The organism is Nocardioides sp. NPDC051685, from assembly GCF_044453405.1.
In the GTDB taxonomy this organism is placed as follows: domain Bacteria; phylum Actinomycetota; class Actinomycetes; order Propionibacteriales; family Nocardioidaceae; genus Nocardioides.
Window position 1 is genome coordinate 38,373 of sequence record NZ_JBITCR010000008.1, and the last position, 25,292, is coordinate 63,664.

Below are 25,292 nucleotides of genomic sequence, written 5' to 3' on the forward strand. Positions count from 1 at the left end.
GGCGCCTCCGCGCCGGTCGCCCCTTCGACCCCCGAGGAGCCCGATGAGCACCCCCGACCCCGAACGCCGGCGGATCGCCGTGGTGGGCAGCGGTGTCGCCGGCCTGACCGCGGCGTACATCGCGTCGCTGCACGGCGCGGTCACGCTCTACGAGGCCGACGACAGGCTCGGTGGCCATGCCGACACCCACCGGGTGACCACGCCGGACGGGAGCGAGCTGGCGATCGACACCGGGTTCATCGTGCACAACCGGCGTACGTATCCGACGCTCCTGCGGCTCTTCGCCGAGCTCGACGTGCCGACGCAGGTCTCGGAGATGTCGATGTCGGTGCGTTCGGACGACGCGGGCGTGGAGTACGCGGGCGCGCGCGGGATCCGCGGCGGGCTGCCCGACCGGCGGGCCCTGCGTCCGGCGCACCTGCGGATGCTCGCCGAGATCCCGCGGTTCCACCGTGCGGCCCGGGCACTGCTCGCCGAGGGTGAGCCCGACGACCGGACGCTCGAGGAGTTCCTGGACGAGCACGGGTTCACGCCGCACTTCCGCCGCCACTTCATGGCTCCACTGGTCGCCGCGGTCTGGTCCTGCGACCCCGCCACGGCGCTGAGCTATCCGGCTCGCTACCTCTTCGAGTTCCTCAGCCACCACGGCATGCTGCAGGTCTTCGGCTCACCGCGCTGGCGCACGGTCACCGGCGGATCGGCGACGTACGTCGAGCGGGTCGCCGCCGCGATCCGTGCCCGTGGCGGCCGGGTGCTGACTTCGACGAAGGTGGTCAACGTCGCCGAGACCGGTGCCGGTGTCGAGATCACCGACGGCAACGGAGACACGGAGGTCTACGACGCCGCCGTGCTCGCGACCCACCCCGGGCAGTCGCTGGCGATGCTCGGCGAGCCCACGGACGCGCAGCGGGAGATCCTGGGCGCGTTCCCGTACTCCGCCAACCAGGCCCAGCTGCACACCGACACCAGCCTGCTGCCGCGCAGCGAGCACACCCGGTCGTCGTGGAACTACCTGGAGCGCCCGGGCCGCGGCGAGGTCACGGTCACCTACGACCTGACCCGGCTGATGCGGCTGCCGGCTCCCGGCGGCGTACGTCACCTGGTCACGCTCGGCGGCGCCGACCTGATCGACCCGGACAAGGTCATCGCCACCATGGAGTACGAGCACCCGCTCTACACCCCGGAGTCGGTGGCGGCCCAGCAGCGCGCCGACGAGCTCGACTCCGACGCGCTGGTCTTCGCCGGCGCCTGGCGCGGCTGGGGGTTCCACGAGGACGGCGCCCGCTCCGGGGCTCGGGCGGCGCAGCGGCTGGGGTTGCGCTGGACGAAGCCCACGAAGCGGCCCGGGGACGTCGCGACCGGTCTCTACCGCACCACGATCAGCCACACCCGGCGCGGTCCGCTGCGGAACCGGTTCGTGCACCGCTCGTACTGGCGCGTGGTCGACGTCGACCGGCTGCCCGACCACGGCATCCTCGGCCGCTTCGAGGCCCGCGACCACCTGGGCGACCCGGAGCGCACCATCCGGGAGAACCTCGCGGCCTTCCTGAAGCTCCACGACGTCGACCTGGGCGAGGCAAGGGTGCTGCTGGCGGCGCAGCCGCGAGCGTTCGGGTTCTGCTTCAACCCGATCAGCGTCTACTGGTGCACCGCCGTCTCGGGCGAGCCGCTGGCGACCGTCGTCGAGGTGCACAACACCTACGGCGACCGGCACGCCTACCTCGTCCGCCCCGACGAGCAGCATCGGGCGCGGGTCACGAAGGATATGTACGTCTCGCCCTTCCACGGCGTCGACGGCCACTACACGCTGACGGTGCCACCACCCGACGACCGGCTCGCGGTCGCCGTCCGTCTGACCAACGAGGACGGCACCGTCTTCGACGCCGCCGTCCGTGGCGTCCGGGTCGAACCTCGCTTCGGGGCCGTGCTCCGTTCCGCTCCCGCCGCGCTGCTCGGCGCGGTCTGGATCCGCATCCACGGCGTAGCGCTGTGGCTACGACGCCTGCCGGTTCACAGCCGGCCGCTGCACCATCAAGAAGGAGTCCGATGATGACCGTCGAAGCACCCACCGCCCCGGCCGTGGAGGCCGATCGCTGGCCGATGCTGGAGAAGGCGCCCACCGGCCTGGTGACCCGAGGTGCCGCGGCCGCCGCGGCCACCCTGTTCCGGACCGCCACGAGTCGGCTCGGTATCAGCGTGAGCGAGGACGGCAGCCCGGCCGACATCGTGCTGCACCGGCCCGAGGAGTTCTACGCCAGGATCAGCCGGCACGGGCTGATCGGCTTCGGTGAGGCGTACCTGACCGGAGCCTGGGACGCTCCGGAGCTGGGTGACACGTTGACCGTGCTGTGCCGCGACGTCAGGGATCTGCTGCCCGGATGGGCACAGAAGGCGGGCGCGGTCTACGAGCGTCGCCGCGGCGCCACCGACCTGAACACCCCGGAGAACGCGCGCGAGCACATCGGGCACCACTACGACCTCTCCAACGACTTCTTCGCGCTCTTCCTCGACCCGACGATGAGCTACTCCTCGGCGCTGTTCTCCTCGCTTCCCTCCACCGAGGACCTGGCGATCGCGCAGCACCGCAAGATCGACCGGATCCTCGACGAAGCCGGCGTCGGCCCGGGCACTCGGCTGCTCGAGATCGGCACCGGCTGGGGCGAGCTCGCCCTGCGGGCCGCCGCTCGTGGCGCCCAGGTCACCACGGTGACCCTCTCGGTCGAGCAGGCCGACCTGGCGCGGCGCCGGATCGGCGCGGCCGGTCTGGCCCATCGGGTGGACGTGGAGCTGCGCGACTACCGGGCCGTGGACGGGACGTACGACGCGGTGGTCTCGGTCGAGATGATCGAGGCGGTGGGGGAGCGGTTCTGGCCGGTCTACTTCGCGAAGATCGACGAGGTCCTGGCCCCGGGCGGCACCGCGGTGATCCAGGCGATCACCATGCCGCACGACCGGATGCTGGCCACGAGGAACACCGAGACCTGGATCACCAAGTACATCTTCCCCGGCGGGCTGCTGCCCTCGACCGAGGCGATCACCGGCGTCACCGAGGCGCACACCCGGCTCCGGGTCCGCAGCCGGCTCTCCTTCGGCCCCCACTACGCCGAGACCCTGCGGCGCTGGGACCTCGCCCTGTGGGAGCACGCCCCCGAGGTCCGGGCGCTCGGGTTCGACGAAACCTTCCTGCGGATGTGGCACTTCTACCTGGAGTACACCCGGGCCGGGTTCGCGGCCGGCTACATCGACGTCCAGCAGCTCACGTTCACCCGGGATGAGGTCCGATGATCCTCGACCTGCTTGGCTAGCGGCTCGCGCAGGTTGCCATGGTCAACTCATGAGGCGTGAGGTGTAACCGGCGTCAGTGAGTCGCTGGTAGGCCTCGCGGACCGGCTCCGGTACGTCTTGCTCGATGGCGAAACCCTGCTTGGGGTATTCGATGACCCGTTGGAGGTCGCCCACGAGCATGTCGAGGACCAGGCGAGCGTCTCCGATGGAGTCGATGTACGCCTCGAGCTCGAGCGGCGCGGAAGTACAGATCGGTTCGACCCCGGGCCAGGCGAGGCGGGTGGTCGCGTACGCACGGCGTTCCATGTACGGCTTGGAGATCAACATGACCGTGGTGGGCAGGATGTCGGCGCTGGCGAGAAGTGCCCGAGACAGCGAGATGTTCTGACCGGTGTTGGCGGCCTCGGGCTCGATCATGATGGCCTCGTCCGGGACCCCGAGACGCATCGCGTGCTCGCGATAGTGGACCGCCTCCCCGCGCGGGAAACGGGCCTGTGTGGTCGGGCTGTTGGCTCCGCTGAAGACGAGCCGTTCGAACAAACCCTTGTGGTAGAGCGCAGCGGCGTGGTCTGCGACGCTCAAGTCGTGGCTACCGAGTCCGATCGCCACGTCACAGGGTCGAAGCTGGTGTCCCATCTGGTGGTAGTCCCAGATTTTCCGAGCGTCATCGATCTGGCTCGCCGCAGGGGTGTCGATCATGCAAGGCTCCTTCTCGGCTTCGGACATCGCGGGATGACCCAGCGCACTCATTCGCGTTCGGCGCCGTCCGGCCACAGGATGACGACGTCGCGTCCCTGCTCGCGGGCGTACGCGACGACATCAGCGGTCCCGCCGTGACCGGCAGCGGGCTGTCCGTCCCAGACCGCGATCACCAGGTCGCTACGGGAGACCAGTTCCTCGCTCGCCGCCATGTACGCGTCACGGTTGGGCACGTCGAAGGGTTGATACGCGACCTCGGATGCTCTGGACAGCAGTTCGTCGAACTTCTCGCGGTTGGCCGGTTTGACCTTCTTGTCCCGGTAGTTCGGTGAAGGGAGCACTACCACGAGGTCGCCGCCGACCTCCAGAACCACCTGTGCGAAGACCTGATCGGCTCCCTTGGCTAGGCAGGTCACCCCTGTGATGCCCTCCGCCGAATACAGATCGAGCACATCGCGGACCGCTTTGTGGACCGACGTCTCAGTAGTTGCGCTGAGGTTCGAGTGGCCGGTGATGCCGATCTTCATCGTGCTCCTGCCCACAGCTTCTCGGCTAAGCCCCGTGTTCGATTCGCTCGAAGATATCCGCGTCCGTCTCGCGCTGCCACTCGGGCATGTCGTCCCAGTCGGCGACATAGGAAGGCTTCGGGTCCGGGAAGTGCTTGAAGATCTGCCCGATCCAGCAGAGCGCGACGAAACGGCCCTTCTGCTCGCGCGTGAGCTTGGTCGTCGCGCCACCTGACGTGTCGACGAAATCACGGACCTGTTCGTAGACCGCCGCCGCACTCGCGCGTTCCCAGTCCGGCGTGTCCTCCCACGGGGCTACGTAGCCCGGCTTGGGGTCACCAGGGTAGTGCTTCCGGACTCCGGCAATCCATGCCTCTCGAAAGACACGTCCGTGCTCCACCGACAAAGTCCTCTCCTTCACTGGTCCCTCTCGGCGCCGTCCGGCCAGACAACAAGTACCTGAGGAAGTCCCTCCATCATGAAGCCTTTTGGGCTCCACTTCGTGACCTATCCGATGTCGCGCTGGCGGGCGGCGGCGACTGCTCCGGTGTAGGTCTCGTTGGTGAGGTCTCCTTCACCGATCCCGAGCCTCGCGAGGATGGTCCGGATGGTGCTCAGACCGGCGTCGACCTCGTGGGCCGGTGCCAGCGTCTCGACCTCCAGGTAGGTGCCGTCGATCTCGGGCACCTCGACAAGGGTCGCCAGAACCTCACGATTCTCGGCGGTGAACCGATGGTTGCGGCACAGTTTGCGGAGCGAGATCAGTTCCACCGCCCCGAGTGCTTTCAGCACGGTGTCGGCAACGGCCGGGTCGGCAAGTTCGGTCTCGTGCTCGGGTCTCGACCCCGAGGCTTCCTCGACGGGAGCGGTCTTGAACGTCAGCAGGGAACGGCTGCCGGCGTCATTGGCCACGGTCCGGACCCGAAGCTCCTGGTCACGGGCGGTGAGGGCCTCGTCGGGAAGGTCGTAGTAGGTGTCGTGGTAGGTCTCCTCGACGCCGGGCGCGAGTCGTTCGAGCTCGGCCCGAACGTGGCCGACGTCGTCGACCCTGGCCTTCAGTTCGACCTCGATGAGTCCACTCATCGTTCCGCCTTCCCGTGTTCTGCTGACCCAGTTGCTGCAGGCGGCGTGGTCAGGGCCTCGATGTGCCGCATGAGCCCGTGGAAGAGAGGGCCGCGGGGAGTGGCGATGATCTTGTACATCGCTGATTCGTGTCCTTCCCAGGTGCCGAAGGTGGAAACGAACATGACGTTATCGAGCCTGATCACCCGCCACACCGGCATCTGGTCATAGAGATAGACCTGCACGCCGGGAAGCCCCTCCAGGCGGGACATGGTCATCCGAATACCCGCAGCAAACTCCTGCGGGCTCTCGCCCACCTCTACTGCCCTGGCGGCTGTCGCCTCGCAGTCAGGATCGAGGAGCATGATACGTACGTTGGTCGGACCTCCTCCGGTCAGACGCGAGCGCAGCAGCGAGTCGTTGAGCCCGAGTAGGCCGAGTCCGCGGATCGCAAGGACATCGACGTTCGAGGTGATCTCTAGCTGGGCCGCGATCTCCTCGCGTGCGAACCCCTGGTCGCGGTAGACATTGACGACTTCCGGATAGGCCGAGAGATCTGCAGGGTCGCGCTGCCCGGGCCTTCGGGCGGGCGCGAGTCCCAGGATGCGTCGGCTCTCGGCTGGAATCCCCAACCCGTCGGCGACCCGCTCGAACACGTCGAGCTTGGTGATCTCGCGTCGGCCGTTGATGACCTCGTTCACCCTTGACTGCGACAGGCCTGTCGCCGACGCGATCCGTGCTTGGCTCAACCCGCCGTACTGCTGCATGGCACGGAACACACCGCCCATGTCACGACCGACCAGCGCCTCGCGCACTTCGGGCCGTTCCCAAGCCCACGACGGCATCGCCACTGGATCCGAGCCGATGACCATCCCGTCCTCCTCCAACTCTGTCCCGACGCGCCCAAGTTATCTCACGGTGAGATATACGCGAAGGGATCGAGGCGGTGTCGTCTCCGCGGGCAACGTGGCAGTTGCCCCGGCCACGGCGCCTCCAAGGCATCGCGGTTGGGGCATTCCAGCAGCCACGGAGGAGACCCGAGCGATGACAACAACCCCGCGAGCCGTTGGTCGGCCCCGCCTCGTGCCCGCCCAGTTAGCAGGCTCGCCACGGGATCAGATCCTTGAGGTGGCGGCTCGGTTGTTTACGAGCAAGGGGTACGCCGCGACGTCGACTCGGGAGATCGCTGACGCGGTAGGGATTCGACAGGCCTGGCTCTACTATCACTTCAATGGCAAGGGCGAGATCGTAACCGAGCTGCTGAGTCAGACGATCCGGCCGACCGTGGAGGCCATGGCTCGGATCGAGTCCTTAGCCGACGACCCCGAGACGGCTCTGTATCTCCTGGCGCTCACCGACGTACGGACCCTAACGCGGGCTCCTCACAACGTCGGGCTGCTCTATCTCGCTGTCGATGGTCGCCCAGGTCGAGGGGTTCGAGGAGTTCATCGCTGTCCGCGACGACCTGGCGGCCACCTATGCCCGCCTGGCGACATGTGTCGCGACGTTTGAGTTGCTGGACTTGGTGGGGCCGGCTCGCCTGGGGCAGAAGTTGGTCCACACGGTGGAGGAGGTCATCGGGATTCGGGCGTCAGATCGCTTGGTGGGGACTGACGAAGAGGTCTGGATGGCCTCGTCGTGCCTGAAGCTCTGCGGGGTCGACGACGCCCGCATCAAGGTGGTCGTGAAGACAGCCGACACCGTCCTGTGCCAGCTTGATGATAGTGAGGCGGACGACTTCGCCGGCGCGTAGAGGACTCACCGCACCCGTGACTCCCGCGACAGGCACCCGCTTGCCGCAACATCCATGGCGAGACACGTGTGGCAGATGAAGGGTTTGAGCCTCGAAGGCCGACGGATTTACAGAGCGCCGGACACACCCCCCCTGCGAGCTGCACAATCATTGCAGATCCGCTCAGCGGGGGACGCAGATGTGGAAACTTCCGGGATATGCAAGCTCTCGACACCCAGCCCCTCTGGCCAAGGACCTCACAACAGGAATCCCGTGATCTCTGGGTCATGAGTAGCAGTAGCCCTGGGCACGTCTCACGGGTCGCATAGCGGTCGTCTCGGGCTCGTGCGTCTCGCCCGTTCACCTAGTCACGTCCCCATTTCCCGCGGACCGTCTCTACCTGTCGCACTCGTCTCAGTCACGGATCCAGTCACAGATCCGTCGCGCCCCGTCGCTGCCGCTCTTCGAGACCTACGACTCCAATCCACAGGTCGAACGCCCGCGCCCGGGCTCCTCTGACTCACGGGCGCTTGCTCTGCCCGCCAAGTCTTCCGAGAAGCCCCTTCGAGCGCTTTGGCTCCGACATGAGCTTGATGCTTTGCAGTCTCAGCTGCTGTGCCTTGGTGAGCGATTTTGGCTTGGCAGCGACGACGGCATCGAAAGCTTCCCGGACTTGAACGGTCTTGCCGTACGCCGCCCCACCCGTATGGACTGCGACCCGAGCAGCAAGTGCGATGTCGCCACCAACCCCCGTATCCAACAACTGGAGAACCAAGTCGGTTGCCGCCCTGTGTTGAGGCTGCTCGATCAACGTCGCTGCTTCGAGTCGATCAATCAGAACGTCCCGGCGATTCTGGTTCGGGGATGCCGAGATCTCCTTCGCAGCGAACTTGACGGCTTCGGAACTCAGCCCGTGCTTGCCGACTGCCCGAAACGCGGCCTGGCTCCAATTTTCCTCACGCCCTGCGAGATCAATCCAGAGAGTCGTCCGATCCTCGATGTTGAGCCCCTTGGCGTAGGTGTCCAACGCAGTGATGCTGACGGCAATCTTCCCTAGGACCTGCAGGGCCTCCGGCATTGTCGGGTTGAGCATGAGCCAATCGCCGAACGCGAGCTTGTCGCCGTCGAGGCCTTTGGCTGCGAGAACGTCCGCAGAAGCAATGACGCCGCCCGAGCCCCGTCCTGCGGCGGCGATCCTCAGTCGAAGTGTGGGCACGGTGTCGGCGGGAGTGAGGGTTCGCCCCACAGCTAGGTGCTCGACTTCGACGGCAACGGGTTCAGGGACATTCTTGACAAGGCTGCGCTGTTCGTTGCCGTGCACTTCCTCGTTGCTGACGGCCAAGCCGCCCACAAGGTCTGCTGCGATGGCAAAGTCGAGGGTCTCCGTATCCTCGTCGGTAAGGCGAGGCCGCACTGCCGCGGCGACCGCGTACAAAGCCGCGCGGTTCCTCGCAGTGGCCGTCCCGAGGATTGCCCACGGGGTCCGACCCAGCGCGACTGCAATCCAGTGCTGCGCGTCCGACAGTTCATCCTCCGGTACATGGGGAATTACTGCGGGGATGGCCGCGGCGAGGGTATCTGTGCCCTCGCCTTCCGAGGTTGCTAAGGCGTCTACAAGGCGCTCGAAGACCATGTACCCATCTGGCGCCGGTACGGCCTCGGAGAGGCGCTCTGCCCACCATGCGGCTTCCTCAAGTGGTGAGTACCGGAGTCCAAGCATGGCGTGCACGTTCACCGCTGCGGTATCCGCGATCCGGTCAAGCGCTTCCTCGGCGCGGTCGCTGGCCGACTTGCGTAGGTCGTTGTCGCTTGAGCCTTGGCCCAGCCTCAGGACGTTGGAAATGATGTGCTCCGACTCACCGTCAGTCCGACTCTCGGCAGCGGTAAGGAGTGCTCCGAACCGCTCAACGGCCGTTTCGGCAGGAGCAGCATCTCCAGACGAAGCCAATTGAGCTGGGTCCGCCTGCTGGGCGAGTTTCGTGAGGGCCTCAGTGACCGTCACTTCAACGTTATTCCACAATTCTCGCGCGACTTCTGCCGGCGTCGTCCGAATCGCGTCATGCAGCGGCTCGGGGTGGAGATAGTACGCAGATCGGAGAAGATCGTAAACAAGCTCGGCTTGCTCTTCGCTGGCGTACATAAGAACCGAGGCGATGCGCCCAAGAACGCCGGCCTTGGCCATCACGTCGGCGCTTTGACTAGTGAGGAGAGCTTCGACTAGCGGCTTCGACGCGCCGATGACGCCGAGGATAAGCGCTCCTGGTGTTGCGTCCGTCGGCCAATCTGGGTTGCCACTCTCGGCCAGAACGCTTCCTGCAACCAGCGGTGCGATTGCCTGGGCGTCGGCGGCGTCGAGTTGCTCGGTTAGACGGCACACGGACTCAGTGATGGCGAGACGCCCCGGGCCCCGCTCTGCATCGGCCTGCTGTGAAAGGAGACGAATAGCCGTCGCCACGACAGCTGACGGTTGATCAGCAAACTTCACGACGACATCAAGTGCACTGTAATCCGCGGCGAAGTCGATCACTTCGGCAAGGTCCGGGTCGTCGATTCCTTCCTGAGCACCGGCCGACTGAAGGTACAACAGGTCGGGTTTCGGGTCGTCGATCCCGGAAGCCTCGATCTTCCGCAGATAGGTGAGCAGGTTCTCGACTAACACCTTGTTTGCCCTCCGCCCAGCGGCCTTGTCGTCGTCGACGAGCAGGTCGCCTGCGACAGGTGACCCGGTGGCGTCGTCGGCCCCTGGAGTTCCACGCTCCTTTAGAAGGTTGAAGTAGGACTCAACGATCGTCCTCGCGTTCTTCGACCTAGCCGTGAGGCCGGGGTCGCGCAGATATCTAAGTAGAGACGGGAACCGGATGAGATCCGACGCAACGGCGGGAAACTCAGTTTCGAGGACCGTCAATACGGCGAGTTCCTCGGCTCGCCGCAACCAGGAAACGCCTCGCGACTGGGCAATCCGAACGTTGGTCGCGTAGTTGTTCAGCAGCACCTTCACGCGGCGCGGACTACGCACATGCACGGGAACCAGTCCGTAGACGACACGAAGGAAGAGGCGTTCGTCTTCCTGGGCTGCACGCAGATCGGCCCACAGCCCACCTTGGGCCTCCACGAGTTCTCGAGCAAAACGAGTCAACGCCTGCGGACGGAGCGGCGGAAGCGGGATCTGGTGCTGGAAGATCTTGTCGAGGAAGGCGCCCGGAGTCGAGTAGTACGGATCTTCGTCCCGAACAGGGTTTGCCTGCGGCACTTCCCGAAGGGATCGCTCAAGCACTTCACGATCCGCAGCGACGACGAAGACGCAACCGTTGACATCGAGGAATGTCTTGAGGTCTATAAGAGTTGCTACTACATCCTTAGGACTGCATCTATCGAGTTCGTCAATGAAAACCACTAGGCGATCACCCTTGTCCAACTTGATCGCGCGGGCCACTAGTCGCTGGAAGGACCTAGCAAACTCATCGTCCGTCTCTGGCGCAGCCTCCTTGACTTTAACTACGGCTGATTCCAGGATTCTTGGTCCGAACAATAACGCCGCGAAACCGAGAGAAAGAACGGTACCCAAAGTTGTGACAGCGACCTGTGTAGCCTTGCCAAAGCCGGCATCCCAGTTGACAATCCAGATAGCAACACTGACGAGGAGGAACCAGACGAGCGCGAACACAATCGCCATAACGGCGCCGATTGCCAATGATCCCTTGTTGCCCCAGGCCCAACTCCAAAGGTCGAGTTTGGAGTCTTCCTGCCCATGTGCAAGCCTTTCGTCGAAGTCGTCGCCGCCAAGACCTAACTGCTCGGCAACGCTTCCAACGAAATGCTTCTTAAGGGCTCGCCCACCGTACTTCCACGCGTCGTAGGTCGCGACCTTAACAGATTGGTCGGACGCGTCGAGACGATCTTTCAACAAACCAAAGAAGCTGGACTTTCCGGATCCCCAGGGACCGAAAAGCGCGATGTTGACAGGAGGTGTGGCATTCAGGGCCAGGTCAGCGACAACTCCTGCGATCGCTTCATGATCGAACCGGTCCTGCCCTGGCTCCTTCAAGGCAGCATCGAGGATCAGGTCGGCGCCAGCACTCAACGTCGATGCCTGCGGCCTTTGCGCATGCGCCCGCCAACCAGCCACGCTCATCCCCTCTCAAACGAGCCTCCAAAGTATGGGATCTCGCAGTAGTGATCTAGGCGCCGCGCATGGCAACCGAGTGGATCCGATGGTGCCCCTGAGCACGGGCGCTCCGCAGGCGAATTCAAGGCGCAGCCACCTGCGTACCCCAAATGCGGTATGACCGACGGCGGCATGCGCGGGCCTACGAGGAGGGCGGCCGACTACCTGCCTTCTCCTTGGACGTCGAGGTATACAACCCAGAGTCGTCGGTGCCCCCCCCCCCAAGCGGCAATGACTTTCCGAGTCGAATCGCGAAAGCCGCCGGGTCGCTCGTGTGGGGAACTTGGTCCGGGCGAATCTAGGCAACCGGGCACAGCACCCACGAGCTCACGCTTGTGCGCCGACCCGCCCCGATGGGCAGCCTAGGTAGTTGTCCGAAGGCTACGGCTGATCGTCCTCTGTCCACGGGTCAACGGCGACTACCGCATACTCCCACGTGCCGAGTGCGACCTTAGACGAGTTTCCCTCGTCAACCCGAACCAGAGAGGCAGAGACTCTGACGAGTCTCTCAGCGCCAACAACTCTGAGCGCAAGGTCAGCGCGCATCTCGTCGGCGGCTCCAAGAATGTCTTTCATCTCGAGGATCGTCTGCGGCTGTTTCAACGCCTCTGGAGCGTCCGCGGACGGGAGGGTGACTCTGGAAGAAACTTGAAACTCGCCCGGAGCCGTCGCTACAACGAATCCATCTCGAGCGTAAACACCCAAGGCGGGCGGAATCGGCTCCGGAGGATACGGTTCCCCGCGCCTTCTTATTGACCATCGCTCACCGAGCTGCCTCACTTCAACGTCGGCAGGAATATGAACGTCGTTAACAGCGATCCTGGCACGCATATCACGAATCGGCAGAGTTGCAACCTCACCGATAGCCTGCTCAATGAATATATCGGCCTCAATCGCCCCTGTGATCCGAATTCCTGAGTTCGCGTCATCAAAAGCCCGAAACCAGACCTTCGCCTCGGCGATGGCGATTGGCGGGACGCGTGTCCGCGAAGAGAGCATTCGAACCAAATCACTTCGCCGGGCACTCCGCGTTGCGGTGCCTCTTCTATAGGGTACTTCAAATCGATTCTCGGGAGCCTTCACGACATAGGGAAAATCGCTGGTATCGAATACCAGAACCTGTATCGAATCGGCGTCGTCGCCGACGTAGACGGTCTGGGACCAGAGCAGCTCTGGTGCAATCTGATCAAATTGCTTCGCAAGTTGCGCACACCAATCCTGGACTTCTCGCCTCTCCGGCGTAGTGACGTCGCCGTTCTTGTCGTTGACTCCGATCGCATACACCAGCGCTTCACCGCCGAGCGCGTTCGCCGCCGCTGCCAGCTGGCGTGCCCTTGTCGTTGGGTCGGGCCAACGTTCCTTCAGTTCAAGGCCAGCATCGTCTTCCACCGCCCGACCAGCTCGCAGGTTGCTGACGGCTGCTTGGACCAAGGCGTCCACGCTCTGCTTGGTCATCGACACGGGCCGATCATGCCGCATACGTCGCGCCTCTGTGGGCCGTTCCTCAACCAGTATCAGCCCGGGCGAGGAGCCAGCCCTCGTCGATTGCACCTTCGGTCCGCCGCTTCTCCGCATCGTCAGCGCTGCGAGCGACGACGTGCCGGGGACGTGAACGTCTGTAGATGGTGGAACACCGCCGAACACAGCCAGACAACAGTCCGCTCCCATTGCGGTGGCCGGGGATGGTCGAGGCCCGACCGGCGGGGGAACCGGTCAGGCCTCGAGCTCTGGGACGGCGGTCGTCGATCAGCCGCCGTGCTGCTCGATGATGCGGGCGATGTCGGTGAAGCCGCGGTTGCGGGCGTGCTCGAGCGGGGTCACGCCGTCGCGGTCGGCGATGCTCGGGTCGGCGCCGTGCTCGAGCAGGCTGGTGACGATCCGCTGCCAGCGGTCGGATCCCTCGCCGAGGATCACGGCCTCGAGGAGCGCGGTCCATCCGAGATCGTTGACGTGGTTGATGTCGATCTCGGTGCGAGCGACCCGCTCCACGTAGTCCGCGTGGCCGCGCTCGCTCGCGGGGATGATCGAGACGCCGCCGTACCGGTTGCGGACGGTCAGGTCCGGGTCGGCGGTGAGCAGCAGCTCGGCCATCGGGACGCTCCCGGTGACGCCGGTGACCAGCCAGGGGGTGTCGTGCTGGCCGTCGAGGGCGTCCGGGTCGGCACCGAGGTGGACGAGCAGACGAGCCGTGGAGAGGTGGTCGTCGGTGACCGCGAGCAGGAGCGGCGTACGCCGGTTGCCGTCCCTCGCCTCCAGATCCGCGCCGCTGCGGAGGGCCGCCGCGGCCGAGTCCGCATCGCCCGCTGAAGCGGAACGCAGGAGCTGGGCATCACCGTCGGCGACCTCGGAGGAAGCCGTAGCAGCGTCGACACGATCGCGTCGAACCCGCGCTCCTCGGCGTGCTCGAGAGCGGTCTTCCCGTCCCGGCCGGCCGGGATCTTGATGTCCACGCCAGCGGCGACGAGCACACGCACGGTGTCGGCCGCATCCGGCCCGTCGTCGCCGAGGACGATCGCCTCGTGCAGCGCGGTCCAGCCCAGGTTGTTGACGTGATCGAGGTCGATGCCGGCCTGCACCAGACGCCCGACGATGTCGGCGTGCCCGCGCTCGGCGGCGCGAATCAGCGCGGTGCCGTCGTAGGAGTCCTTGGCGTCGATCTCGGCACCGTTGCGCAGGGTCAGATCGAGCAGGTCGACGTACCCCTCGCTCGCGGCGATGAGGTAGGCGCTCTGCTGGGTGTCGTCGGCGTAGTTGACGTCCGCGCCGGCCTCGATCAGCTCGCGGGCACGGGCGACGTCGTTGTCCCACGCTGCCTTGATCAGCTGCTCGTTCATCCGCTGTTGCTCCTCGGGAGTGGTGGTCGCCGGCGCGGTCGCGCTGGGGGAGGCAGAGGTCGACGGTGACGGTTGGGCGGTCTCTGACGGCGTCGCGGCGCAGCCTGCCAGAAGTACGGTCAGCGCCGCGGCGGCCATCGACCACCGCAGGTGTGGCCGCACAGATGTGAACAGCGTCATCGCGGCATCCTGGCGGTGACGATCTCGTACGGCCCCTGCGCGGTCTGCTCGTCGAAGTGGCTGTCGACCAGCAGCATCCGGCCGTCGAGCAGCTTGCCGGTGGTGAAGACGCGGTCCGGATCGGTCGCCCGCGACGAGATGTGATCGGCCGAGGTCGCGGAGCGGTTCAGCTCCAGGTGCACGATCTGCTTGTCGAAGTTGCGGATCACCGCGAGGTCGCGGCCCTGCCGGATCAGGCCGTCGGCGTTGCGCAGGTCGGCGCCGTCGGTGTCGATCCCGCTGACCTCACCGGTCGCGATGTCGAAGCGCCACAGCTGGCCGGTGTTGCCCTGGGCGACCACGAACGCGGACTCGTCCGTGCTCGTCACGATGCCGCCGAGGTTGAAGCCCTCCTGCCGGGTGATCAGCGAGCTGCCGTCGGCCCACTCGGTCGCCTCCCAGCCGGAGGCACCCTCGGCGACCCGGATGATCGTCGGGTCGTTGGAGTTGGTGAAGTACGCAGCGCCGTCGGGTCCGATCGCGACGTCGTTCAGGAACGCGTCGTTGTCGGGGACGCGAAGCGCCGCCAGCAGCTCGCCCGAGGGGCTGTAGACCCACAGGTCGGGGCGGTCGTTGCCGGTACCGTTCGGGCCGCCGGCGATGTAGATCCGGCCCTCGTCGTCGACGGTGATCCCGCGGGCCGTGTAACGGCCGTCGGTGCCGTCGCCGGCCAGCCACTCCTCGGCCTGGACCCGGTCGGCGGTGCCGCGCTGGATCTCGCCGCCGGTGACCTCGCTGACGTAGAACGTCCCCGACTCCTGGTCGACGCCGATGCCCTCGAACTTCGAGCCGCCCTGGGCGGACGGGTCGCCCTCGAGCAGGTAGCTCGCCGGACGGCTGTTGCCCTCCGCGGCGCTGGCCGCGGTACCCGTGCCGAGGACGGTGAAGGACAGGGTGGCCGAGGCGGCCAGGCCGGCCAGCCCGGCGAGGGCGGCGATTCGGGACGTACGCATGGTGGTTCTCCTCCGGTTGTGGCTGATGCATCAACCATCGCCGTCGGAGAGGGGCCTGGACATCGGGCGACCGGCGACCCCTGGATAGCCGTCCGGCGACACCCCGGATAGCCGATCGGATGATGCCCGGGCCCCGCGACCGGCCTAGCCTGGGACGACCATGTCGACCGATGCTGCGCTCCGCCCTCGAGCCGGTGGGATCCTGGCCGGCCAGACGATGCTCGACCGCTGGCTCCACATCTCACTGGTGGTGCTCGTCATCGCCTCGGCCGCGCGCTACCTCCAGGGCCACGGCTTCGGTGACCGGGCCGAGGTGGTGCTGCCCGGCGCCGCCCTCCTCCTGATCGCGTACGCAGCGGGCCGGCGTCTCACCGGCACGGCCGCGGTCGTCTGGCTGGCCGCGGTGGTCGCCTGCTGGACCGTGCTGGCGCTGATCGCGCCGTCGTTCTCGTGGGCGGCGGTGCCGCTGGTCTTCCTGGCACTGCGGGTGCTGCCGTTCCGCTGGGCGGTGGCCGTCACGGTGTTCCTGGTCGCGGTCGTCGCGGTCGCCTGGAGCCGGATGACCGGCTTGGCCGACCCGACCGTGCTGCTCGGACCGGTCTGCGTCGCGGTGCTCGCGGTGACCGCCTACCGCGCTCTCGAGCGCGACGCCGCGACCCGTCGCCTACTCCTCAACGAGCTCGAGGCGGCCCAGGACGAGGTCGCCGACGCCGAGCGGCGAGCCGGTGTCGTGGCCGAGCGAGCGCGGCTGAGCCGGGAGATCCACGACAGCGTCGCCCAGGGCCTGACCAGCATCAACCTGCTGCTCCAGGCCGCCGACCAGGAGTGGGACTCGCGCCCGGCCGACGCCCGCGATCACGTCGACCAGGCGGCCACGATGGCCCGCTCCTCGCTCGACGAGGCACGCCGGGTCGTCCGCGACCTCGCCCCCGCGGAGCTCGCCGGCGGCTCCGCCCTGGTCACCGCCGTACGCCAGGTCGCCGACGACGTCGCCGCCACCACCGGGCTCGCCGTCCCGGTCCACGTCCACGGCGACCCGCACGAGGTCGGCGGGCGGGTCGCGACGGCCGTCGTCCGCACCCTGCGGGGCGCTCTCGCCAACGTCGCCGAGCACGCCGGCGCGTCCACGGCGGTCGTCTCCCTGACCTTCCACGAGGGCGGGGTCGCCCTGGACGTACGCGACGACGGGGCCGGCTTCGACCCGGCCGCACTCAAGGAGTCGGACGGGCTGCGCGGACACGGCCTGGCCGGGATGCGGGCCCGCGCCCGGCTGCTGGGTGGAGACTTGGTCATCGAGAGCGCGCCGGGCGAGGGCACGGTGGTCGCGGCCTCGTTCGCGGCCGGACAGACAGCAACCACCCAGGGGGAGGAACGTCGTGGCTGAGCAACACATCCGGGTGGTGCTGGTCGACGACCATCCGGTGGTCCGGGCAGGCGTACGCGCCCTGGTGAGCGCCCAGGACGACCTGGACGTCGTCGGCGAGGCGGCCGACTCGGCGCAGGCGGTCGCGGTCGTCGGCGAGACGAAGCCGGACGTGGTGCTGATGGACCTCAGCCTCGGCGACGGACCGGGTGGGGCGGAGACGACCCGACTGGTCCGCGACCTGCCGTCGCCGCCACAGGTGCTCGTGCTGACGACGTACGACACCGAGGCCGACGTACTCGAGGCCGTCGACGCCGGTGCGGCCGGCTATCTGCTGAAGGACGCGCCGCCCGACGAGCTGTTCCGGGCCATCCGCGGCACCGCCCGCGGAGAGACTGTGCTGGCACCGTCGGTCGCCACCCGGCTGCTGCAGCGGGCCGCCTCGCCGGCACCGAAGGTGAGCCCGCGCGAGGTCGAGATCCTGCGGCTCCTCGCCAAAGGTCTGGGCAACAAGGAGATGGCCCGCGAGCTCCTGGTCAGCGAGGCGACGGTCAAGTCGCACCTCTCCCACATCTACACCAAGCTCGGTGTCGACACCCGCGCCGGCGCCGTCGCCACGGCCATCGAGCGCCGCATCCTGCGACCCTGACGGCAGCCCTGGCGTCACGAACGATCTGCGTCGTGCGGCGGAGGGGTTCGGCGGCGTCGTCGTGCGACGAGGAAGGCGATGACAGCCAGCGCGGCCGTGGCGAGTCCGATCGCGAGGTAGACCATCCATCGGGCGGACGGGCGCTCGACGGTGCCGTTCTCCGCGGTGGCCGCGGTGGGCTCGGAAGTGGAGAGCAGTACGCGGCGGTCGGTGTAGGTGATCTCGTACGCAGTGCCTCCGACGTCGACCGGGTCGCCCTGGTCGAGGCCCGCGAAGGTCCCCTTGACCCGCCCTCGGGAGGTGATGATCGGAATCTCCTGTGGCAGGGCGGCGCCGGGCTCGTGGCCGACGGAGAGCTCGGCGCCCGCCAAGGCGACGTCGCCGCCCACCTCCAGGTGGCTGCCCGTACCTGCTTGAAGGGTGGACGTCTGACGGAGCGTCACGTCGCCGCCCACCGCGACTGGGCCGCTGACGCCGAGCGCCGTGTCGACGACCAGGTCCCCGGCGACCTTCGCCTGCTTCAGCACCAGCGTCCCGGCGGCGACCTCCCAGGGGCCGCGAGCGTTGCTGGTGCCCGAGTACGTCAGCCGTGCCGTACCGGCCTTCACCAGGCCGCCGCCTCCCCGGGCAGCGCCGGCGAACGTCGTGTCCTTGGTGCTCTTGACGGTCAGGGTGGAGTCGCCGAGCCGTACGGCGCTGCCCGCGACACCACTGAGGTTCTTGACGGTCTGGTCGCCCGCCCTGCCGATGTCGAGGGTCGCCCGCGGTTTGGTGAGGCGTACGCCGGACGAGCTGGCCAGGCTCCCGCCTGCGAGGACGAGCTTCCCTCCCGACACCGTGGTGCGACCGGTGTAGGTGACGTCGCCCGTGAACCTCACCGGCGCCGGGCCGGCCTGCTGGAAGGAGCCCGTCCCGGAGATCTTGGAGAGCTCGACGGCCCGCTTCGCGTTGTGGACGACGAGCTTGCCGTTGTCGACGATCCGCGAGCCTGCGGTCCCGGTGATCAGCCAGGAGTCCTCGCCCGGCTTGCCGGTCCCCAGGCGCAGCTTCGCCTTGCGCTCGATCGTGGTGGTGCCGTCGTAGTTCTGCTGGTCGGCGAAGGTGACGTCGTTGCCCGGCGTGCCGGCGACGGTGACGTCCCCGACCGCGACGGCGGCCATGGTGTCGTGGAAGACGCCGCCCGAGATCGGCGCGCCGAGCGTGACGGGCCCGTTGTAGTCGAAGATGAGGTGGCCGCGGGCCCGCCGCGAGTACAGGTTGATGTAGATGGTCTCGCGCGTTCCGGGCAGGAAGAACCGGTTGTGCGTGCCGTCGCCCCACTGGACGATCGCGCCCTGGATGTTCACGCCGCGCTTGTTGATGTTCTTCGGCACCGGCCGCCAGTTCAGGCCGGCGTCCGAGAGCCGGGGGTCGGTCTCGGTGCCCTGGTCGCTCCACGAGTAGACGCCGGACATGATCACCCGGCTGCCGTCCGGGGCGCCGTAGAAGTTGATGTCGTTCCCCCACTCGCGGGACCAGACGTCGAACCCGAGGACGGTGTCGTAGTCGTGCGGCGTGTCCACCTGGAACGTGCCGTAGTTGACGAACTTCGCGTTCGGGAGGGACGTGCGGTACTGCTCCCGGCTGCTGGCCTTGGCAAAGGTGCCGTCGACGATGGTGCCCGAGAACGGGTGGTCCCCGGCCAGCTCGACACCGTCCCAGATGAAACGGGGCTGCTTCAGGACGCCGCCGCCGGAGAGGATGCCCGGGTGGTACGACGGCCCGGCGACCGCGACGATCAGCGTGCCGTCGACGCGGTGGTTGAGGGCGTTCCAGGCGAAGTTCGGATAATCGTACGGGTAGTGGCCGATCCGGCCGGTCGTGCCGCCGGTTCCGTCGCCGTACTGGAGCGTCGCGCCCTGTTCGACCGTGACGGCCGGGGGATCGGGATCGCGCACCGTGGCGTACGGGTGGTTCTGCTCGCCCAGGATCTCGAGCCGCTGCCGCCGGCGGTTCTCCGGGATCTGGAAGTCGCTGTCCGCCGTGACGGTGAGCTTGCCGCGCCCGGTGACCGTCAGCGTGCCGACACCGGAGATGACGCCGCCGTAGACGATCTCTTCGCCCTCGCCGAGCGTGATGGTCGCATCGCCCGCCAGCTCGATGTTCTCGTTCGCCCGAACTCTGTCGGTGATGTTCGTCGCCGCCCGGGCAGGGGCATCGGCGAGCGGTACGGCGACCGAGGCGAGTGTCGCGACGACGAACGCCCGCAGGAGCAGATGGCGTACGTCCGGCATGGCGGGGAATGTTAGCGTTAACGTCCTTGGTGGGCCACCGCCCGTCGAAACTTCGCCGAGCTCGGTGTCGACACCGGCGCCCGGCATCTCAGCAGGTCGCGAGCAGCATCGGCTCGAGAAGCAGACCGAGGTCGTAGATCGGGTCGGTGCTGTCCCAGTTGCGGCCGGTCCAGCCGAGCGTGATCTGACGGGTGCCGTCGGGCGAGCCCCAGCTGATCGACTGGGCACCCATGTGGGCGCCGTCGTGACCGTAGAGATACTCGCCGGGGTTGCACGGGTCAGCGACCCGATAGATCCCGAACCCGTAGTCCGGGTCGGCGCTGCCCGCGATCGGCGGCAGCATCTTCTCGACCGAAGCGGGGCTGACCAGCCGCCCGGTCAGGAGCGACTCGTTGAGGTCGGCGAGATCCTCGGTCGTGCTCGTCGCGGCGCCGGCCGCGTGGAAGATGCTCGGGTGCAGGTCGGTCATCGGCCGCCACCGGCCGCCGAACCAGCCCGCGTCCTCGAGGAACGGACCGCGGTTGCGGGCATCGGTGGGGTAGGCGCTCCGACGCATGCCGGCCGGCTTCAGCACGCGGTCGCGTACGAGATCCTCGACCCGCTCCCCGGTCTCCTTCTCGAGCATCACCCCGAGCGCGACGTAGCCGTAGTTGGAGTAGGAGAAGTCGGTGCCGGGCTCGAAGAGCCAGCCGGCGTCGCGCATGAAGGCGAGGTGCTCGGCCTCGGAGTAGTACTGCCTGAGTGCGTCGATCGACTGCTCCCACGAGGTCGGGTCCTCGATGCGGTCGAAGAGGACCTCCTCGGGCCCGCGCGGAGCGCCGGAGGTGTGGCTGAGCAGGTGCTTGATCGTCACGCCGTCGGGGAACGTCCCCGGGAGCACGTCGTTGGCTGGTGTGTCCAGGGTCCAGCCGCCGCGCTCGACCTCCTGCATCACCAGGGCCGCGATCAGCGTCTTGGTGTTGCTGGCGATGTGGAACCGGTCACCGGGCCGGACCGGGGTCTTCTTCCCCACCTCGCGTACGCCACCCGCCCCCGCCCACACCAGATCGGGCGTCTCTACCCGAGCGGTGACGCCCACGGCACCGTCGGCGATGATCGCGTCGACGGCTCGGTCGAGGTCGGCGGCGGTGGGAGTGGCCGACCGGGCCCGGAGCCCCTGCTGCTCGGCGGCGGCCCGCTCGGCGATCGCGGTCGCCTCGCGGGTCAGCGCGGTCGGGTCCGGCGCGACCGCCGCTGGTGCGGGATCAGGCTCGGCGTACGCGGCCGGGACGGCCGTCAGGGGGAGGAGCACCGCGGCGATCGCTGCGGTGCTCGTGCGGACGAGGGTCCGAGACATGGCTGCTCCTGTCGTCGTTGACGTTTCGCAGCCATCGTTCCGGGCCCGGACGTACGCCCACATCAGCCTCGAGTAGGAGATCGAGGCTGACCTTCGTCAGTCTCGGAGCTGACGCCGCAGGGCGCGGGCGGCCTTGCCCTTGCGGGAGAAGAGGTCGCGGCGCTCGGTGGGGGTCATCGCCTCCAGCTTCGCGAGCACAGAGGACGGGAAGCCGGCGACCTCGGGCGCCTCGCCGATGGGCACGGTGGTGTGGACGACCGGGGCGCCGGGGACGCCGCCGGCGCCCTCGTCGTAGAGGTGGACCAGCGAGATCGCCTGGTGGCCGTCGACGGAGGCGGAGTAGCGGTCGAGGGTCGCGGGCGCGGCGGTGTAGCAGCTCGCGGAGGCGACCGAGACCGGGATGCCGGCGAAGGTGGTGCTGGTCGAGTAGTGCAGGTGACCTGCGAGAACGGCGCGTACGTCGGTCCCCTCCAGCACCGGCGCGAGCCGATCCTGGCCGTCGAGCTCGATGATCACGCTGGCCTCGTTGAGGGGGAGCGGGACCGGCGGGTGATGCATCGCGAGCAGGGTGCCGTGCGGCGCCGGCTCGGCGAGCACCTCGGCCAGCCACTCCAGCTGGGGCTCGGTGAGGTCGCCGTGGTGCCAGCCCGGCACGGTCGTATCCAGAGCGATGATCCGCAGCCCGTCGACGTCGTAGACCCGGTCCTGCGGTTCGCCCGACGACGACCCGAAGAGCACCTCGGAGTAGACCTCGCGCTCGTCGTGGTTGCCCATCACCCAGATGATCTCGGCCCCGAGATCCGCGGCGACCGGCTCGACCTGCTTCTTGAGGCGTACGTAGGCATCGCGCTCACCCAGGTCGGCGAGGTCGCCGGTGAAGACGATCGCCTGCGGTGGGGTGGTCATCCCGCGCAGCCGGTCCAGCGCCCTCTCGAAGCCGGGCTCGGGGTCCACCTTGCCGAAGATCCGCCGGTCCCCGGCATAGAGGTGGGGGTCGGAGAGGTGGGCGATCGTATGACGGGGAGAGGGATACTGACCGAACTGCACGATCTCCAGCCTAGGCCGGAGTTGGAGGTAGCCGGGGAACTCCCAAGTCCGACTGGGAAGTTCCTGACAACTTCCAACTCAAACACCACCTGAGTGGTAAGTTGACCGGTCATGGATCCGGAGAGGTACGACGCTCCGCAGTTCGGCAGGGCGACCCGGGAGCCGGGCAACAAGTGGGCCTACTGGTACTACCGGCCCGCTCACATCCCGCGTGACCTGCCCCTACAGCCGCTGACGGTCAAGGCGCTCTCCGACGCCGACGCCGCTCTGGGGCGGCTCCAGGGCGTGAGCGCGCTGATCCACGATCCCGAGCTGCTGATCGGGCCCTACCTGACCCGGGAGGCGGTCGCCTCCTCCCGGATCGAGGGCACCCAGACCTCCCTCGAGGAGGTCCTCCAGGACGAGGCCAGCGGTCAGGCGACGAAGAGCGAGGACGTCGCCGAGGTCAGGGCCTACCTGGCCGCGACCCGTCAGGGCTTCGAGCTGATCAGGAGCTGGCCGCTCAGCCAGCGGCTCGTCCTCGCGCTCCACAAGACCCTCCTGACCGGGGTCCGGGGCCAGGAGCGCCACCCGGGTGAGTTCCGGCGGATGCCGGTCTGGGTCGGCTCGCCGACCGACGACCCCACCACCGCCGCGTACGTCCCGCCCCTCCCGGCCGACCTGCCGGAGCTGATCGCCGACTGGGAGGCGTACGTCAACGTCCCCGACCTGTCCCCGACGCTGGTGCGGTGCGCGCTGATGCACTACCAGTTCGAGACGATCCACCCGTTCCTCGACGGCAACGGGCGTATCGGGCGGCTGCTGATCAACCTGATGCTGATGGAGGAAGGGCGGATGACCACGCCGCTGCTCTACCTCTCGGGCTACATCGAGGCCCACCGGCAGACCTACTACCAGCGGCTGCAGAGCGTCCGGGAGCGCGGCGAGATGCAGGAGTGGCTGCAGTTCTTCCTCACCGCGGTGCGACGCTCGGCCGAGGACGCGACGACCAGGTCCGAGCGCCTGGTCGCGCTGCGCGAGGGCTATCTCGACGAGGCCGCCACCTCACGCGCCAACCTGTCCGGGCTGGTCACGCTGCTGTTCGCCAACCCCTACCTGACCGTCAGGCGCGTCCAGGACGCGACCGGCCTGACCAACCAGGGCGCGCGCAACCTGATCCAGGATGCCGAGCGGCGCGGATGGATCGAGGCTGCCGGCCGATCGGGCCGCGGTGGCCGCCACTACTGGCTCGCCAGGGCGGTGATGGACGTGATCGAGGAGCCGCTGGCGTACGACTGAGGGTCTGTGCAGAACGTGCAGGTGGCCCCGGCGTGCACATGTGCACGCCCGGGGCCACCTGTGGGACGTTGCCGAGCAGTCGGTAGGGGGTGATCACTCGGCCATCGTCATATCTCTCAGAAGGTGCCGAGCGGACCCAGCGGGTTCGGAACCTGGTCGACGGGGAGGCCGTCGAGAGCCGGGTTCTCCATCGGGAGCAGGAACGAGACCTGGTCCATCTCGCGGTCCGAGAGCTCGGACGGCATGGCGCCGCCCATGATCTTGTCCATGACGATGCCGGGCGCACCGACGTAGGTGCCGGAGACGACCATGGCGGCACCGTTGCCGACCTGGTGCGCGCCGCCGTCCCAGTTCACCCAGGCCTTCTTCTGCGCGGGGCTCAGGTCGTCGCCGGTGGCACCCATCAGGATGAGGCCCGGGGCGCCGACCCAGGCGCCGGAGACCATGCGGGCCGCGCCGCCGGTCGCCTGACCGGTGCCGCAGATGAAGCCGGCCCAGGCCTTCTGGCTCGAGGGCGAGAGGTCGGAGGCGCCGGAGGAGTTCTCCTTGATGCACTCGGCCTCGGTGCGGTTGTGGTGGGTGCCGTCGTCCGCGGTGGCGGTCCCCGTGGTCAGTGCGACTGCGACACCCGAGAAGGCGGCGACGGCCGCGGCGCGGCGGAGCAGCCCTGTCTTCTTGTTCATTTCGTACCTTTCATCGATCAATCCGAATTGAAACATCACGCACGGGAGCGACCCCCGGATCGATAACACGAGTATCGATACGTTCGCGCCCGAGAAGTGATGCTAAGAGGATCAACGATCATCACAGCAAGTCGACACGGCCGTTTTCATGTCAACTAGTGCCGAATGAAATGTAATGACGTAATTTTCGATAAACTGCAACGTTCTTGATTGAACGTGCGTAAATGCGCAGATGGCCCGGTCGTGCGCGAGGGCACGGCCGGGGCCATCTGTGGACGGTGCCGATCGGATCGTGGTGGGAGCTACGGTCGGTCGGCGGTCGTCATGTCGACGCTCAGAGGGACCCGAAGGGAGCCATCGGGTTCGGGATCTGGTCGGTGGCGACACCGTCGAGCGCCGGGCTGTCCTCCGGGATGAGGAACGAGACCTGCTCGAGCTCGGTCGGCGACAGGTCGCTCGGGGTCGCCCCGCCCGCGATCTGGTCGAGGATGATGCCCGGCGCGCCGACGTAGGCACCCGCGACCATCATCGCGGCACCCTCGCCGATCTTCTGCCCGCCCTCGTCCCAGTTCTCCCAGGCCGCAGCCTGCTCCGGGGTGATCGGGGAGCCGGTGGCGCCGGCGAGGATCAGGCCGGGAGCGCCGACCCAGGCGCCGCTGACCATCTGGGAAGCACCGCCGGTGATGTACGAGCCGCCGAGGATGAAGTCCTCCCAGGCCTTCTGGCTCGAGGGGGAGAGGTCCGACGTCGAGGTGCTGACGGCGGTCGTGGTGTCGGCGTCGACGGGAGCGGCCGTGGCAGCTCCGGTGGACAGCGCGAAGGCGACACCCGAGAAGGCGGCGACGGCCGCGGCGCGGCGGAGCAGCCCTGTCTTCTTGCTCATTTCATACCTTTCGTCGTCAATTCGAATTGAAACAACATCAGCGGCCACGATTCGCGCCGACAACATGAGCATCAGCACGTCCGCGACCGCTTCATGACGCTAAAGACACTCAACGACTCATGGTTCGTGCGACACGGCCCAGGGATTACCAAGTCAAGGTAAACGTTCCATACCGCCGGGTAATACCCAGCCCCGTTGGGTTAGGCGGTCATTTTTCGCAGTCGAAGAAGGTGAGATCTCGAGCGCCGTGGTGACGAAACTGACCCCCAGGGTTCATCCGATGCTCGCGTGAGCGGCGGGCGGGCGTTTCCTCGCGCGGCCTAGC

21 protein-coding genes and 2 pseudogenes are annotated in these 25,292 nt (G+C 67.5%); 7 read left to right on the forward strand and 16 right to left on the reverse strand.

Features of this window, described 5'->3' with window-relative positions:
* The first annotated feature begins 43 nt into the window (after positions 1–43).
* Positions 44–2,050: an FAD-dependent oxidoreductase gene (locus ACIA03_RS21435; RefSeq protein WP_396986247.1), complete on the forward strand. Its 2,007-nt coding sequence runs from the start codon at positions 44–46 to the stop codon at positions 2,048–2,050.
* A complete protein-coding gene (locus ACIA03_RS21440) occupies positions 2,050–3,285 on the forward strand; it encodes a class I SAM-dependent methyltransferase (RefSeq protein WP_396986249.1) in 1,236 nt (411 codons plus the stop codon). Before ACIA03_RS21435 ends, ACIA03_RS21440 begins: the two co-directional genes overlap by 1 nt.
* Positions 3,286–3,327: 42 nt before the next feature.
* On the opposite strand, the gene ACIA03_RS21445 is transcribed toward ACIA03_RS21440, so the two are convergent.
* The 5 genes from ACIA03_RS21445 to ACIA03_RS21465 all read right to left on the reverse strand — a co-directional run bounded on the left by ACIA03_RS21445 (position 3,328) and on the right by ACIA03_RS21465 (position 6,424).
* On the reverse strand, positions 3,328–3,984 hold the full coding sequence (locus ACIA03_RS21445) for a YdcF family protein (protein ID WP_396986251.1): 657 nt from the start codon (positions 3,982–3,984) through the stop codon (positions 3,328–3,330).
* 47 nt (positions 3,985–4,031) lie between these two features.
* Positions 4,032–4,511, reverse strand: coding sequence for a hypothetical protein (locus ACIA03_RS21450; RefSeq protein ID WP_396986253.1), 480 nt, complete (start codon positions 4,509–4,511; stop codon positions 4,032–4,034).
* A gap of 25 nt (positions 4,512–4,536) precedes the next feature.
* Positions 4,537–4,890: a hypothetical protein gene (locus ACIA03_RS21455; RefSeq protein ID WP_396986643.1), complete on the reverse strand. Its 354-nt coding sequence runs from the start codon at positions 4,888–4,890 to the stop codon at positions 4,537–4,539.
* A gap of 107 nt (positions 4,891–4,997) precedes the next feature.
* The gene (locus tag ACIA03_RS21460; protein WP_396986255.1) at positions 4,998–5,573 is read right to left on the reverse strand and encodes a class IV adenylate cyclase; all 576 of its coding nucleotides are present in this window, start codon (positions 5,571–5,573) and stop codon (positions 4,998–5,000) included.
* On the reverse strand, positions 5,570–6,424 hold the full coding sequence (locus ACIA03_RS21465; RefSeq protein ID WP_396986257.1) for a transcriptional regulator: 855 nt from the start codon (positions 6,422–6,424) through the stop codon (positions 5,570–5,572). The genes ACIA03_RS21460 and ACIA03_RS21465 overlap by 4 nt, the downstream gene beginning before the upstream one ends.
* A gap of 172 nt (positions 6,425–6,596) precedes the next feature.
* On the opposite strand from ACIA03_RS21465, the gene ACIA03_RS21470 reads away from it, so the two are divergent.
* Both ACIA03_RS21470 and ACIA03_RS21475 read left to right on the forward strand, forming a co-directional pair.
* Positions 6,597–7,064, forward strand: a complete 468-nt coding sequence (locus ACIA03_RS21470) for a TetR/AcrR family transcriptional regulator (protein WP_396986259.1) — start codon at positions 6,597–6,599, stop codon at positions 7,062–7,064.
* Positions 6,967–7,305 carry a hypothetical protein gene (locus ACIA03_RS21475; protein WP_396986656.1) on the forward strand — a complete coding sequence of 113 codons (339 nt, stop codon included), beginning with the start codon at positions 6,967–6,969 and terminating at the stop codon, positions 7,303–7,305. The genes ACIA03_RS21470 and ACIA03_RS21475 overlap by 98 nt, the downstream gene beginning before the upstream one ends.
* A gap of 499 nt (positions 7,306–7,804) precedes the next feature.
* On the opposite strand, the gene ACIA03_RS21480 is transcribed toward ACIA03_RS21475, so the two are convergent.
* From ACIA03_RS21480 to ACIA03_RS21505, 6 genes and pseudogenes are all read right to left on the reverse strand, one after another.
* Entirely contained in the window at positions 7,805–11,365 is a 3,561-nt protein-coding gene (locus ACIA03_RS21480; protein WP_396986261.1) for a P-loop NTPase fold protein, read from the reverse strand.
* A gap of 465 nt (positions 11,366–11,830) precedes the next feature.
* Positions 11,831–12,910 (reverse strand): hypothetical protein, encoded by a 1,080-nt coding sequence (locus tag ACIA03_RS21485; protein WP_396986263.1) that lies wholly within the window; start codon positions 12,908–12,910, stop codon positions 11,831–11,833.
* Between the two features lie 285 nt (positions 12,911–13,195).
* Complete coding sequence (locus tag ACIA03_RS21490; RefSeq protein WP_396986658.1) at positions 13,196–13,540, reverse strand: ankyrin repeat domain-containing protein; 345 nt, start codon at positions 13,538–13,540, stop codon at positions 13,196–13,198.
* A 93-nt stretch (positions 13,541–13,633) separates the two neighbouring features.
* Positions 13,634–13,984 (reverse strand): annotated as a pseudogene (locus tag ACIA03_RS21495) (hypothetical protein); the annotation flags it as partial.
* A pseudogene (locus ACIA03_RS21500) lies at positions 13,948–14,463 on the reverse strand (ankyrin repeat domain-containing protein); the annotation flags it as partial. The pseudogenes ACIA03_RS21500 and ACIA03_RS21495, both read right to left, overlap by 37 nt.
* Positions 14,460–15,455: an SMP-30/gluconolactonase/LRE family protein gene (locus ACIA03_RS21505; protein WP_396986265.1), complete on the reverse strand. Its 996-nt coding sequence runs from the start codon at positions 15,453–15,455 to the stop codon at positions 14,460–14,462. The pseudogene ACIA03_RS21500 and the gene ACIA03_RS21505, both read right to left, overlap by 4 nt.
* Before the next feature lie 160 nt (positions 15,456–15,615).
* On the opposite strand from ACIA03_RS21505, the gene ACIA03_RS21510 reads away from it, so the two are divergent.
* Positions 15,616–16,839 carry a sensor histidine kinase gene (locus ACIA03_RS21510; protein ID WP_396986267.1) on the forward strand — a complete coding sequence of 408 codons (1,224 nt, stop codon included), beginning with the start codon at positions 15,616–15,618 and terminating at the stop codon, positions 16,837–16,839.
* Positions 16,832–17,467 (forward strand): response regulator, encoded by a 636-nt coding sequence (locus tag ACIA03_RS21515; protein ID WP_396986270.1) that lies wholly within the window; start codon positions 16,832–16,834, stop codon positions 17,465–17,467. Before ACIA03_RS21510 ends, ACIA03_RS21515 begins: the two co-directional genes overlap by 8 nt.
* Before the next feature lie 14 nt (positions 17,468–17,481).
* Here ACIA03_RS21515 and ACIA03_RS21520 read toward each other — a convergent pair whose 3' ends face one another.
* The 3 genes from ACIA03_RS21520 to ACIA03_RS21530 form a co-directional block, all read right to left on the reverse strand.
* Positions 17,482–19,740 carry a hypothetical protein gene (locus ACIA03_RS21520; RefSeq protein WP_396986272.1) on the reverse strand — a complete coding sequence of 753 codons (2,259 nt, stop codon included), beginning with the start codon at positions 19,738–19,740 and terminating at the stop codon, positions 17,482–17,484.
* A gap of 88 nt (positions 19,741–19,828) precedes the next feature.
* The gene (locus tag ACIA03_RS21525) at positions 19,829–21,076 is read right to left on the reverse strand and encodes a serine hydrolase domain-containing protein (protein WP_396986274.1); all 1,248 of its coding nucleotides are present in this window, start codon (positions 21,074–21,076) and stop codon (positions 19,829–19,831) included.
* Between the two features lie 96 nt (positions 21,077–21,172).
* Positions 21,173–22,123 carry a metallophosphoesterase gene (locus ACIA03_RS21530; protein WP_396986276.1) on the reverse strand — a complete coding sequence of 317 codons (951 nt, stop codon included), beginning with the start codon at positions 22,121–22,123 and terminating at the stop codon, positions 21,173–21,175.
* Positions 22,124–22,234: 111 nt separating this feature from the next.
* On the opposite strand from ACIA03_RS21530, the gene ACIA03_RS21535 reads away from it, so the two are divergent.
* The gene (locus tag ACIA03_RS21535) at positions 22,235–23,401 is read left to right on the forward strand and encodes a Fic family protein (RefSeq protein ID WP_396986278.1); all 1,167 of its coding nucleotides are present in this window, start codon (positions 22,235–22,237) and stop codon (positions 23,399–23,401) included.
* Positions 23,402–23,517: 116 nt separating this feature from the next.
* Here ACIA03_RS21535 and ACIA03_RS21540 read toward each other — a convergent pair whose 3' ends face one another.
* Together ACIA03_RS21540 and ACIA03_RS21545 are read right to left on the reverse strand one after the other, a co-directional pair.
* On the reverse strand, positions 23,518–24,084 hold the full coding sequence (locus tag ACIA03_RS21540) for a type III effector (RefSeq protein ID WP_396986280.1): 567 nt from the start codon (positions 24,082–24,084) through the stop codon (positions 23,518–23,520).
* A 334-nt stretch (positions 24,085–24,418) separates the two neighbouring features.
* Positions 24,419–24,967, reverse strand: a complete 549-nt coding sequence (locus ACIA03_RS21545; protein ID WP_396986282.1) for a type III effector — start codon at positions 24,965–24,967, stop codon at positions 24,419–24,421.
* Positions 24,968–25,292: the final 325 nt, after the last annotated feature.

What these genes read in the sequence shown, in the direction of transcription:
- ACIA03_RS21435 (WP_396986247.1), top strand. Translation starts at nt 44, where the DNA reads ATGAGCACCCCCGACCCCGAACGCCGGCGGATCGCCGTGGTGGGCAGC.
- ACIA03_RS21440 (WP_396986249.1), top strand. Translation starts at nt 2,050, where the DNA reads ATGACCGTCGAAGCACCCACCGCCCCGGCCGTGGAGGCCGATCGCTGG.
- ACIA03_RS21445 (WP_396986251.1), bottom strand. Translation starts at nt 3,984, where the DNA reads ATGATCGACACCCCTGCGGCGAGCCAGATCGATGACGCTCGGAAAATC.
- ACIA03_RS21450 (WP_396986253.1), bottom strand. Translation starts at nt 4,511, where the DNA reads ATGAAGATCGGCATCACCGGCCACTCGAACCTCAGCGCAACTACTGAG.
- ACIA03_RS21460 (WP_396986255.1), bottom strand. Translation starts at nt 5,573, where the DNA reads ATGAGTGGACTCATCGAGGTCGAACTGAAGGCCAGGGTCGACGACGTC.
- ACIA03_RS21465 (WP_396986257.1), bottom strand. Translation starts at nt 6,424, where the DNA reads ATGGTCATCGGCTCGGATCCAGTGGCGATGCCGTCGTGGGCTTGGGAA.
- ACIA03_RS21470 (WP_396986259.1), top strand. Translation starts at nt 6,597, where the DNA reads ATGACAACAACCCCGCGAGCCGTTGGTCGGCCCCGCCTCGTGCCCGCC.
- ACIA03_RS21475 (WP_396986656.1), top strand. Translation starts at nt 6,967, where the DNA reads ATGGTCGCCCAGGTCGAGGGGTTCGAGGAGTTCATCGCTGTCCGCGAC.
- ACIA03_RS21490 (WP_396986658.1), bottom strand. Translation starts at nt 13,540, where the DNA reads ATGGCCGAGCTGCTGCTCACCGCCGACCCGGACCTGACCGTCCGCAAC.
- ACIA03_RS21505 (WP_396986265.1), bottom strand. Translation starts at nt 15,455, where the DNA reads ATGCGTACGTCCCGAATCGCCGCCCTCGCCGGGCTGGCCGGCCTGGCC.
- ACIA03_RS21510 (WP_396986267.1), top strand. Translation starts at nt 15,616, where the DNA reads ATGTCGACCGATGCTGCGCTCCGCCCTCGAGCCGGTGGGATCCTGGCC.
- ACIA03_RS21520 (WP_396986272.1), bottom strand. Translation starts at nt 19,740, where the DNA reads ATGCCGGACGTACGCCATCTGCTCCTGCGGGCGTTCGTCGTCGCGACA.
- ACIA03_RS21525 (WP_396986274.1), bottom strand. Translation starts at nt 21,076, where the DNA reads ATGTCTCGGACCCTCGTCCGCACGAGCACCGCAGCGATCGCCGCGGTG.
- ACIA03_RS21535 (WP_396986278.1), top strand. Translation starts at nt 22,235, where the DNA reads ATGGATCCGGAGAGGTACGACGCTCCGCAGTTCGGCAGGGCGACCCGG.
- ACIA03_RS21540 (WP_396986280.1), bottom strand. Translation starts at nt 24,084, where the DNA reads ATGAACAAGAAGACAGGGCTGCTCCGCCGCGCCGCGGCCGTCGCCGCC.
- ACIA03_RS21545 (WP_396986282.1), bottom strand. Translation starts at nt 24,967, where the DNA reads ATGAGCAAGAAGACAGGGCTGCTCCGCCGCGCCGCGGCCGTCGCCGCC.